This is a genomic window from Amycolatopsis pigmentata, assembly GCF_042684065.1.
GTDB lineage: Bacteria > Actinomycetota > Actinomycetes > Mycobacteriales > Pseudonocardiaceae > Amycolatopsis_E > Amycolatopsis_E pigmentata.
The window spans coordinates 956843-969504 of sequence record NZ_JBHUKR010000004.1; the positions used below are offsets into that span (position 1 = coordinate 956843).

Below are 12662 nucleotides of genomic sequence, written 5' to 3' on the forward strand. Positions count from 1 at the left end.
CTCCCGATTCACTGGTCTCCGATCACCGAGCCGGTGCTGATCGCGCCGGCCACGGCGTGCACGTGGGGTGGCCGCACGATTCCGTAGTGCGTGGTATCCAGCCGCCGCCACTGGCTCGGCTCCGGCAGCACGTCCCGCCAGCCCGTTTCGTCGCTGTCCGAGGGAAATCCGGGTTCCGGGCGGCCGGCGAGCCAGACCCGGCTGGGCGTGGCGGCCAGCCGGGGCAACTCGTGTCCGGCCATGCTGCGGAGGTTGTGCCGGCACGCGCGCGCGAGCCGCTTGGCGTAGTCGCCCGCCGTGCCGCCGGAGGCGCCCAGTTCGCGCTCGAACACGGCTCGGAGGCCACTTTCGTCGTCCTCAGCGAACCTCGTGCCGGGCGGGGGCGGGTCGATCAGGTGCAGCGCGCGCAGCGGGCGGCCGCCTGCCTCGGCTTCGGCGGCCATGCCCAGCGCCACCCACGCGCCGAACGACCAGCCCGCCACCTGCCAGACCCCTTTGTCGCCGGGAAACCGGGCCCGCAAAGCCGCGTGGTAACGGCGGGCGCGCTCGGCGACCGACCAGCCGAGCGGTTCGTCACGACGCAGCGCGGGGTCGGCGATGACGCACACGGTCAGGGCGGACTCCAACGCCGAGACCAGCGGCCGGTACGCCTGGACGTCTCCGCCGACGGGATGGACCAGGCACACGATGTCTTCTCCGGTGCCCTCCCGCCATACCTGCACCGTGACGTCGTCGCCCCCGGCGGCCTCCGCTGTCCCTGCCAACCGGGCGAGCAAGCCCGCCAGCGTGACCGTGGGTTCGAGCCAGGCCAGTTCCAAATCGACGTGGAAAAGCCGCTTCACCGAGTCGACGACATCCAGCAGCGTCAAGGAATCCGCGCCGAGGTCGTACAGCGGCACGTCCGGATCGAGTTCGTCGATGCCGAGCAACTCGCGTATTTCCTGGGAGAGCAGTTCGGCGGCCGACTCGTCCGGAGCCGCGACGGGCACGGGCGAACGCACCTCGGGCTCGTAGAACGAGCGGGCGTCGGCCAGGTCGGTGGTGGAGACGTAGAGCCGCGGCAGCCCGGCACCGAGAGCCCGCCGGAACACCCGCTTGCCCTCCGCGTTGGTCAGGCCGACGGCCAGGTGCGCCTGGTGACGCGCGTCCGTGTTCAGCGCCGACAGGGGGGCCACGGCCATGCCGGTGTCCCGCCAGACATCCCAGTCGATCCCGATCCGGGCCGTGGCCGCACCGGTTTCGTGCTGGGCCAGCGCGTCGAGGAAGCCGTTGGCGGCCGCGTAGTCCAGTTGCCCGACGCCACCGAAGTGGGCCGCCATCGACGAGCAGTACACGGCGAGAGCGGGCTGGTGCCGCTCGATCAGCCGCTCCATCAGCAAGGCCCCGGCCAGTTTCGCTTCGGCGCCGCGCCTCGCTCGCTCCGGATCGCGCGAGGCGATCAACCCACCCGACGCCACACCGGCCGCGTGGACGACCGTGGCGATCGGTCCGCCGAGCCGGGCCGAGATCTCCTCGGCCGACACCGTGGTCAGATCGGCCCGGACCAGGCTGACCCGGTCCGCCCATGGTGTCAGCGATTCCGGCAGAAGCGGATTCCTGGCCACGAGCACCACCCGGCCTCCGGCGCTCGCCAACAGCACCTCCGCGACAGCCGAACCGATCCCTCCGGTTCCGCCGAGCACGAGGTGCACTCCATCGTCCACAACGGACTCTTCGACGGGAGCGTGAACCGGTGAAGTAACCTGTTCCCACCAGAAACCGTCGCGTAGCGCGAGAAGTGACGGTGGCTCGGGACCCGTCATCAGTCCGGTGAGCCGCGATGCCCACCGCTCGAGGTCCTCGTCGGGCAGATCGACCCACCAGCCTGGCACGCCGGTCTCCTGCGGACCGACGGCGGTGACCCCGGCGAGCAGACCGGCCTCGGGACGGACCACCGGACCTCGCGCCGAGGCCGCCCCGGCGGAGAGCCACCACGTGCGCAGCCGCCGCGGTCCGGCGGCGCGCAGCACCGCGGCCGGTGCGTCCAGACACGCCCACCGTGCCGCGCTCAGGGATTTTTCGCCCAGCGGACCCGAAATCCCGAGCGGCAGGACATGCAGCCAGTCGATGTCCTCATCGCCCACCTCGGCCAGCACCCGCCGGATCGACTCCTCCTCGACCGGGTCGGCCTCGAAGACATCGGCGTCGAGCCGAGCGAACACGCTCGACGCGTGGACCACCACGACGCGCGAAAACCCGGATGCGAAGGCCGCGGTGTTCACCAGTCTGTCGGTCATCACCACCAGCACCCGTGAACCGCGCGCGCGGGCGATTCCGGCGCGCCGCAGGCGAGTCCAGTGTGGCTGGTGCAGCCACTCCCCCTCCGGCAACCTGCTGACACCAGCACTGCGGCGGGTGAAGTCGTAGTCGGAGAGGTCGAACGCGGGCGGCGGAAAGTCCCACGGTGCCGGGGCGGACTCGCGTCCCCAGTCGACACGCTGCCCGCTCAGCCACGCGTCCATCGCCTCAGCCGGGTCGGTCGAACCCGCCACCGTGTCCTCCGGTTCGACCACGCGCGGCTCGGCCGTCCGCAACCATTCGACGGCGCTGGCCGCGTCCGCGCAGACGGCAGCGACCCGCCAGCGACGGGCCGGGCGGCCGGCCTGGAGGTGCCAGAGAACGTCCTGATAGGACTCCGGGTGATCAGCGAGATAGCCGGCGATCCGCCGCAGGTCCGTCCGCAACGCGGTTTCGCTGCTGCCGGAGAGCACCAGGCACGGCAAGGGGGTGCGGACGACCGGGCTTGTCGCGGCCTGCTCCATCACGACATGAGCGTTCGTCCCGCCGATGCCGAAACTGCTGACGCCCGCGACACGATCCCCGTCCGGCCACGGCTCGGCCGTGGTGGGGACGCGGAAGGAGACCAGTTCTTCCGCGAGCCGCGGGTTGGGCGCCCGGAAATCCGGCGTGGGCGGGATCAGTCCATGATGGACGGACAGGGCGACGCGGATGAGGCCGGCCACTCCGGCGGCCGCGCCCAGATGCCCGATCTGGCTCTTCACCGAAGAAAGCGCGCGGTGCCCGCGCGCTGCGGGTCCGAGGGCGTCCCGGAGCGCGGCGACCTCGATCGGGTCGCCCAACTGGGTGGCCGTGCCGTGGGCCTCGACGTAGCCGACCTCCGGGCCGGTCCGCCCGCTGCGGCGCAACGCGGCGCGGATCACCTCGCGCTGTCCGGCCGGGGACGGCGCGCTGTAACCCATCTTCGCCGCGCCGTCGTTGTTCACCGCCGAACCTGTGATGACGGAGTAGACGGTGTCACCGTCCAGACGAGCCTGCCGCAACGGCTTGAGCACCACCACGCCGACACCGCTGCCGCCGACCGTGCCGCCCGCGTCCTCACTGAACGGACGGCAGTGACCGTCGGCGGAAAAGATGTGCTGTGGCCGGTAGCGGTAGCCCTCCGCGAGGGACAGGTCGATCAGTACGCCGCCGGCCAGCATCACGTCGGCCTCACCGGCGCGCAGCATTCCGGCGGCGAGATGCACGGCGACCAGCGAAGACGAACAAGCCGTCTGTGCGCTCAGCGCCGGGCCGGTCAGGTTCAGGTGGAAGGCGACCTTCGTCGCGAGGAAGTCCTTGTCGTGGTGGAGCGCGAGCTGGAACCCGTCCGGCAGCGTGTCCGGGTCCGCCTCACGCAGCATGTCCTGGAAGTAGGTGTTCTCCCCGCACCCGGCGATCAGCCCGACGCGCCCGGACGGCTCGCCGATCCCCGCGTGAGCCAGTGCCTGCGCGCAGCTCATCAACAGGTGCCGTTGTTGCGGGTCCATCAGCGCGGCATCCCGTTTGCTGATACCGAAGTGCGCGGGGTCGAAGGCGAGCGGGCCCTCGAGCATGCCGCGGGCGCCCACCAACCCGTCGGCCGCCGCGAAATGGTCGATGCCCCGCCTGCCTGTCCGCGCCAGTTCCCAGAACGCGGCGAGGTCCGGCGCACCGGGCAGCCGGACCGCCATCCCGATCACCGCGATCGGCTCGTCGGGGCGAACCGCCTCGCCGGGAACGGAAAGGCCCCCCTCACCGCCAAGGGCACGCGCCAGCTCCCGCACGGTCACGCGCTCGAACAGGTCCGCGACCGTGAACCGCAGGCCCTCCTCGGCGCACCGCAGATGGAACCGCATCAGGCCCAGGCTCGACGCTCCGGCGGCGAAGAACGTCTCGCCGGGCCCGATCGGCGCGCCGGTCACCTCCTCGAACAGTCCGGCCAGCCGGCGTTCCCGCGCCGAGAAGCCCTGGGCCGAGCCACGGCGCAGGTCCTCCCCCGGTGCCCGCGATGCCGCCTGACGGTCGAGCTTCCCGCTCGGCGTGCGCGGTAAAGCGTTCATGACGCGGAAGCGGTTGACGCGGGCGTGCGGCGGCAAAAGCGGGCTGAGATGTTCCGCCAGTTCCTCGGCCGTGGGTGTCCGGCGGCACTCCAGGCACGCCAGCAGTCCGTCGCCGTCGTGCACCACCACGGCGCCCGCGATGCCGGGGTGCCGCAGCAGAGCCGCCTCGACCTGACCCAGCTCCAGCCGGTGACCGCTCACCTTCACCTGTTCGTCGGTCCGGCCCGCGAAATGCAGCAGACCGTCCCGGTCGAACCAGGCCAGATCCCCGCTGCGGTAGAACAATTCCGGCAGTTCGGCGAACCGCTCGCGGTTGAGCGCCGCATCGCCGAGATAGCACGGGTTGGCCATCAGCCCGCCGATCAACAACTCCCCGAGTCGTCCCGGCGGCACGGGCGCGCCCGATTCGTCGGCGACCCGCAGCACCGCGCCCGCCACGGGCCTGCCGATGGCCGGGTGCTCGGGCCATCGCGCGGGATCGCCTTCGAGGCACAGACTGCTCACCACGTGCGTCTCGGTCGGACCGTAATGGTTGTACAGCCGCGCGTCGGTCAGCCCCGCGAACCAGCGCCGGATCGCGTCGGTGCAGACGAGCCGCTCCCCGGCGGTGATCACTTCGCGCAGCTTCGACGGGTACCGGCCGAGGCGCACGCCGTGCTCGGCGAGCAGTCGCAAAGCGGCGTAGGGCACGAAGATCCGCTCGATGCCGGCGGTCTCCAACCGCTCCAGCAGCGCCGGCATGTCGTGGCGCCAGGCGGGACGGATCAGGTGCAGACAGCCGCCACCGCACAGCGTCGTGAAGATCTCTTGGAACGACACGTCGAAGGCGAGCATCGAGAACTGCTGGGTCGCCATGGCCGGTGCCGCCTGCCACCGCACGAGGTTGCACAGGGTGCGGTCCGGCACGCGGACGCCCTTGGGCACACCGGTGGAGCCGGAGGTAAACAGCGTGTAGAGCGGACGACCGTGATGACGAGCCGGGACTTCGGGGGCCGGACCGGCGGTCAGGATGACGAACTGCCGTTCGACGCCGGAGCCGATCGCGTCGAAGTCCTTCTCCGTCCCCGGCGCGAGCAGCACGAGGCTCGGCTTGACCTGGTCGAGAACCTGGCGCAGGAGCACGGGCGGGTAAGCCGGATCCAGCGGCACCGCGGTCACGTTGAGGCGTGCGAGCGCGAGCAACGCGACGACGTGTTCCACCGACGGTTCGAAGTACAGCGCGATATCGGTCGCGTCCGGGGGCAGTTCGGCGGCCAGAGCGGCGGCGTAGTTGTCGAGACGCGCGTAGCTGACTGGGCCTTCCGCCGTCCGCAGGGCCGGAGCGTCGGGAGTTCGCTCGACCTGCGAGGCAAAGCCCTCGGCGATCGTCTCGTACCCCTGACCGGGCGGCTCGCCGCGGCCGTGATCCGGCAGCGTCTTCCGATAGGGAGCGGCCAGTTCGGCGGGCGTGGCGCTACCTTCGGAAAGGCTGTCCAGGGCACGGCCGAAAAGCCCGGCGAGCGCTTCGGTTTCGGCGGCGGTGAGGCGGCCGTCGCAGTACTCCCACAGACAGTCGAATCCGTCCGCGCTCTCGACCACGGAAAGGGTGAGCGCGCATTTGGCCTCGGCCGCCTCTATCCATTGTGGACGAACTACGCAGCCGGGCAGGCTCAGCGTTTCGTATTCGGTGTTCTCCAGTACGAAGAGAAAGTCGAACGGCGTGTCCATGCGGCCGCTCAACACGTCGGCGAGCGCGACATCGGACCGGTCGAGCACCTCGCCCGCCGTCGCAGCCAGGCGGGGAAGTTGCGCGCGCAGGTCTTCGTCCGGCTCGACGGCGAGCGGGACCAGCACGGTGTTGGCGAACATCCCGACGCTGTCTTCGAACTCGCGAACCGGCCGGTTCGCCACCGGCGCGGCGATCCGCGGGCGAGTCTGTCCGGTCACGCCGTAGACGACCCCGGCGAACACACCCAGCAGCAGTTGGAACCGGGTCAGGCCGAGTTGCGCGCAGCACCGGTCGATTCCCGCACGCCGCGTGGCGTCGAGCCTGCCAAGCAGGAGCCTTCCGTCGTTCGATTCGGGGACAACCTCGCGCCGAGGAGACTCCTGTCCACTGTGGATACTTCGCAGTTCGTCCCGCCGAGCGAGGTAGACGGGTGAAGCGAACCATTCCGCCTGCCAGAGGGCGAAGTCGAGCGGCGAGGCCACCGTTCCGTGCGGCGGGCGACCGGCGTACGAGGCCGACAACTCGCGGAACAGGACGTTGAGCGACCAGCCGTCGACCGCGATGTGATGCAGGCACAATCGCAACGTCCCGCCGTCCGGTTCCGGCAGCCATGCCGCGCGCAGCGATCTTGGCCGGGCCAGGTCGAACGGTGCCGCGAAGAACTCGCGTTCCGGCAGTTCGGTCCACGGGTCGTAGGGCTCGCCGACGATCTGGCGCAACCCCTCGGCCGTCGCCTCGAAGGACGTCCGAAGGGCCGGATGCCGCTCCACGAGCCCGCGCACGCCGTTTCGCAGAGCCTCGACGTCCACGGGTCCGGTGATGCGGAACGCCAGTGGCACGTTGTAGGCCACGGACTCCGGTGCCCGCTGCTGAAGCAGCCAAAGTCGCTGCTGCTCGCTGGTGGCCGGGGCCGACATCGTCGTCGTGGGCTCCGTGGGAACGGGGTATAGCGTGGCGCCCGCCTCCGTGATCGCGGCGGCGAGGTCGGCGAAATTTCCGCGCTGCACCGAGGAATGTGGCAGATCGGCACCCCATCGTTCACGGACGGCGAAGCGCAGCCGGAGCGCCTTGAGCGAGTCGCCGCCGGAAGCGATCCAGCTCTCGTCCGGTCGTGGATCCGCGATGCCGAGCACGTCCCCCACGACGCCGAGCACCTCTCGCTGCCACGGTGTCGCGGCTTCACGTGTGCCCTCCGGCCGCCACGGCGGCGGGTCCCCGCTCAGCAACGCCGCCTCGTCGACCTTGCCGTTGGCGGTGCGGGGCAACGCGGCGACACGGAAGACGTGGTGGGGCCGCATGTATTCCGGCACCCCGGCGGCCAGGTGCTCATCGAACCCGGCGAACGTCAGCCCGTCGGCCACCAGGAAGGCGAGCAGTTCGTTCGGGCCGTGCTCGCCCGTGCGGCGGGCGCACACATGGGCCTGCCGCACGGCGGGATGTGCGACGATCCGCCGCTCCACCTCTTCCGGCTCGACGCGGAAACCGCGAACCTTCACCTGCCGGTCGCTCCGCCCGACGTATTCGATGCGGCCGTCGGTGCCGGATCGCACCAGATCGCCGGTGCGGTAGTAGCGCTCACTCCCCCCGTCGAGCCAACGCAGACGGACGAACCGCCGCGCGGTCTCGCCGGGCAGGTTCCGGTATCCCGTGGCGAGTCCGCTCCCCGCCAGGAGGAGTTCCCCGACTTCACCGGGTGCCGCGACACGCTCGGTGCCCGGCGCCACCACGACCGCCGTCGTGTCCGGCAGGGGCAGGCCGATCGGCACCGTGTCGCCCGCGAAATCCCGCGGGATCGGATGACTCACCGCGAAGGTGGCCGACTCGGTCGGCCCGTAGCCGTTGATCAATCGAGTGGAACTGCCCGGGTTGTCCGAGTACCAGCGACGGATCAGGCCGGCGTTGAGCTGCTCACCCCCGATGAGGACCTGCGCCACGCCGGCGAAGCAGTCCGGGACCGCGTCGATCACCGCGTTGAACAGCGAGGCCGTGACGAACAACGTGTCGATGCGCTCGGCCACGAGCGCCGCCGCCAGCGCGCCCGGATCCCGCACGGTCTCCTCGTGGAGCACGACGCAGGTCCCGCCCGTCAGCAACGGCACCCACACCTCGAAGCTGATCGCGTCGAAGGCGGGATTGGCCAGGCACGCGTAGCGGGCGCCCGGCTCGATCCGGTGGTAGCCGGGCTTGGCCAGCCGGAGGATGGCCTCGTCCGGTATTTCGACGCACTTGGGCCTGCCGGTCGTCCCAGAGGTCGAGAAGACGAAAGCCGTCGCCGCCGGTTCCCGGGGAGTGCCCGGCGCCCCTGGCGGACCGCCGAGCAAGGCGTCCGCGGTGAACAGCGGGAGATCCGGTGGATCCGCGATCCCGTCATGGACCAGGGCGGACGCACCCGAGTCGGCAAGGACGAGGGCGCGACGGCCCGGAGGGCTCAGCCGGTCGAGCGGCACCACCTGCCCGCCGAGCCGCAGCACGCCGAGCATGACCACGACCAGTTGCCACGACCGTGGCAGGCTCACCGCGACCGCGTCACCGCGGTCCAGACCGGCCCGGGACAACGATTCCGCGACGGTGGCCGCGGCGATGTCCAGTTCGGCATAGGTCAGCCGCCGTCCCCCGTCGGCCACGGCGACCGAGTCCGGCGTCCGCCGCGCCCGCGCGTGCACCCCCCGGGCGATCGACCTCGCTTCGGTATCTTGCGGGACACCCGCACCCGGTCGGTCCCGGCGAGCGGCTTCGCCCTTGTCGCTCACCGGACCTCCAGTGCGGCGAGTTCGGCCGTGATCACCTCGACCACCCGGCGGAGCCCACCGCTTTCCAGCAGGTCCCAGTGCCCGGATCCGACGGGTTCGACGCGGAACTCGCCCCGGGCACGCTTCCGCCAGAACTCCACCGCCCCTTCGGTGGCGTCGTCCGCCGCCCGCACGAACACCACTCGCGCACCGGACGCGCCGGGCCGGTACTCGCCCGCGGTGGCCCGGTTGTGGTTGTAGGTCCGGTGGTAGCGGTCGATCTGCGAGTCGTCGATTCCCGGATACATCCCGTTGAAGCGCACCAGCTTCTCGCGGAACTCCTCGGCGGGCACCGGCCCGGCGGTGTCGTCGGTGTCGTCGGTGCCGTTCGTGTCGAGCAGCACCACGCTCACCCGTGGGTGGTCCGCCAGGGCACGGCCCATCTCGTAGGCGACCAGGCCGCCGCAGGACAGTCCACAAAGGACCAGAGACTCGTCCGGCTTCGGCGCGACCAGCCGCAGATACTCCTCGGCCATCGCCTCGACGCTGGGCAGCGCCGTCTCGCCCGGATTGATCCCGCGTGCCTGGAGACCGACGACTCCGACCCGTTCCGGCAGCGCCGTGCTCAACGGGAGGTAGCAGAACGCGGTGCCGCCGGCGGGATGCACGCACACCACACGCTGCCGTCCGTCACCACGGCGGAACTCGATCAACCCGCCGTCCGCCTCCACGGGCGCGTCCGACCGCAGCAGGGCGGCCAGTTCCTCGATGGTCGGATGCAGGATCACCTCGCGGACGGGCAGCAGCCGCCCGAACTCCGCGCTGATCGCGTGCACCAGCTTGATCGCCGAGACCGACGTGCCACCGACGTCGAAGAAGGTGTCGGAGATGCCGATCGCCGGATGACGCAACAGGTTCCGCCAGATCCGGTACAGCGCGAGTTCGACGTGATCACGCGGGCTGGCCGTGTTGACCTGCGCCGGGACGGCGTCGCGGATGTTCTCCAGCAACGCTTCACGGTCGAGTTTCCCGTTGCGGCTCAACGGAAGCCGGTCGAACTCGGCGATGGTGGACGGGATCATGTAGTCCGGCAGCCGGTCGGCGAGCGCCTCCCGCCACTCGTGCGGGGTCCATCCCTTGTCGCTCGCCACCCCCGCCAGCAGCCGCGGCTCGCCGTCACGATCGACGAGCACGGCGGCCTCCCGCACCCCGGGCACGGCCAGCAGGGTGGCCTCCACTTCGCCCGGCTCCACCCGGAATCCGCGCACCTTGACCTGGTCGTCACGGCGGCCGACATACACCGCGTCGCCATTGGGCAGCCAGCGCGCGAGGTCACCCGTGCGGTACATCCGCTCGCCCGGCCTGAACGGGTCCGGCACGAACCGCTCGGCGGTCAGGTCCGGCCGGTGCAGGTAACCCCGCGCGAGGCACGCCCCGGCGAGGTGGACCTCCCCCACCACTCCGGGCGGCACCGGCCGCAGTTGCTGATCGAGCAGGTAGAGCCGGCTCCCGGGGAGCGGTTTGCCGATGGGACACGACCGTTCCAGCAAGCGCTGTCCGGTGTAGGCGACGGCATACAACGTCGCCTCGGTGGGCCCGTAGCCGAACAGGACGCGCAACCCCGGCAGCACACCGGTCATCCGGGCCAGCGCGGCTTCGGGCAACGACTCGACGCCGGTCAGCACCAGCCGCAGCGACAACCCGGCCAGCCGCCCCGCGGGATCTTCGTCGATCCAGCGGATGTAGGCGGGAGGCAGAAACGCCTGCGCCACCTGGTGTTCGCGCAGCCATGCCATCAGTGCCGACGGATCGCCTCGCATGTCTTCCGGCACCACATGCAACACCCCGCCGCTGGTGAGCGGAAGCAGCAATTCGTGCAGTGAAGCGTCGAAACCGATACCGGACCACGCCGACGCCGCCTCGCCCGGGATCGCGCCGAAACGCGCCACCCACTGGTCGAACAAGGCGAGCAGACTCCGGTGGGTGACCACCACGCCCTTGGGCCGGCCGGTCGAACCGGACGTGTAGATCACGTAGGCGGCATCCTCCGGCGCGGCCCGGATCCCAGCCCGGCCATCACTGTCCACTTCGGACTCGACGGCCGAGACCGGCAGGTTGTCGTCGTCGAGCACCAAGGCGGGAGCGGCGTCCTCGACCATCGCGGCGAGGCGGGTGGCCGGTTGCGCCGGATCCAGGGGCAGGTAAACGGCGCCCGCCTTGAGAATGCCGAGCAGGCCCACCACCAGCTCGGCCGTACGCCCGGTGCGCAGCCCGACCAGTTGACCAGGTCGTACCCCTCGAGCACGCAGTGCCCCGGCCAGGCGGCACGCTCGCCGGTCCAGCTCGGCGTAACTCAGCCGGGCCTCCCCCGCCACGACCGCGGTCCGGTCAGGACACCGGTCTGCCCAGGCCTCGAACCGCTCCACCAGGCCACCGGGACGAGGTTCGGCCTCGGGGCCGGTGCTCCAGTCCGCCAGCAACGCACGGCGCTCGGCCTCGTCCATCAGTTCGTACGAGGCGACTTCGTCGTCCGGCCGCTCGGCGATCTGCCACGCCAGCCGGAGCAGATAGCGGACGAACCGCTCCGCCGTGGCGCGGTCGTACAGCGCCAGCGCGAAGTCCAGATCCCCCGCGACGCCACCTTCCTTGTCGGCCAAGGTCAGCACGAGGTCGAACTTCGCCGGGATGTCCGGGATCTCCCGCGGAACGGCCTGGACGCCGGCAAGCTCCAGCAGGCCGTTCCGGTCCGGTACCCAGCTCACCATCGTCTGGAACAACGGCGTGTGCGCCGGGCTCCGCGGCGGATTGACCAGCTCGATCATCCGCTCGAACGGCAACTCGACGTGGTCGGCCGCCTCGCGCAGCGAGGCGCGCACCCGTTTGAGCAGCGCCGCGCCACTCGGCGAACCGGCGAGCCCCGCCCGCAGGGGCAGGGTGTTGGCCAGGAAACCGAACAGGTTCTCGGTTTCCGGGCGCCCACGGTTGGCCGCCGGGACGCCGACAACGATGTCATCCTGGCCCGAAAGCCGCGAGAGCAGGATGAACCAGCAGGTGAGGATCGTCGAGTAGAGCGTGACGCCGTGGTCGCGGGCGACCGTCTTGAGGGCGGCGGTCAACTCCTCACCGAAAAGGACCGGCACATGGCCGCCGCGGTAGTCCTGTTCGGCCGGGCGCGGCCGGTCGGTGGGCAGTTCGAGCAGGGCGGGGACACCGGCGAGGCGCTCGCTCCAGTACGCCTCGTGCGGCGCCGGTTCCGCACCGGCCAGCCACTCGGCCTCCCAGCGGGCGTAGTCGCTGAACTGCCAGGACGGCTCGGGCAGATCGGCTCGCTCACCGCGCACCAAAGCGGTATAGACCATGCCGAGTTCGCGGAGCAGGATTCTCAGCGACCAGCCGTCGTACACCGAGTGGTGCACGACCATCAGCAGCACATGATGGTCCGGCCCGAGGATCACCAATCGGGCGCGGAGCAGTGGCGCGCGCTTCGGATCGAACGTCTCGTGCAGATCCGTGTGCACCAGTTCGTCGAGAAGGTGGTGCCGGCCGGAAAGGTCGGTCACGGTCAGCGGGCAGCCGAGGCCGCGCGCCTCGGCCCGCTGGCCGAGCGTGCCGTCACGGACGACCAGCCTCGTCCGCAGCGCCTCGTGCCGCGCGACCAGTTCGTCGAGGGCGGCCCGCAGGACGTCGTGGTCCAACGGGCCCCGCAGGGTGTAGGTGATGGCGTCGTTGTAGGCCGCGATCGCGGCGTCGTCGTCGAAGAGGGTCCAGAGCCGCCGCTGTCCTGAGGACAGTGGCAGGGAGACGTCCGTCAAGAGTTCGATCCTCCCGCGAGGGAATGGTCGAGACCTTTGTTCTTAGCATGGTCGC

Annotated in this window: 2 protein-coding genes; both read right to left on the bottom strand. The window is 70.9% G+C overall.

Annotated features, from left to right (window positions below; translation table 11 throughout):
• Positions 1 to 8: 8 nt before the first annotated feature.
• A complete protein-coding gene (locus ACFSXZ_RS06140; protein WP_378262125.1) occupies positions 9 to 8816 on the bottom strand; it encodes an amino acid adenylation domain-containing protein in 8808 nt (2935 codons plus the stop codon).
• The gene (locus ACFSXZ_RS06145) at positions 8813 to 12607 is read right to left on the bottom strand and encodes a non-ribosomal peptide synthetase (RefSeq protein ID WP_378262127.1); all 3795 of its coding nucleotides are present in this window, start codon (positions 12605 to 12607) and stop codon (positions 8813 to 8815) included. The genes ACFSXZ_RS06140 and ACFSXZ_RS06145 overlap by 4 nt, the downstream gene beginning before the upstream one ends.
• Between the last annotated feature and the right edge of the window lie 55 nt (positions 12608 to 12662).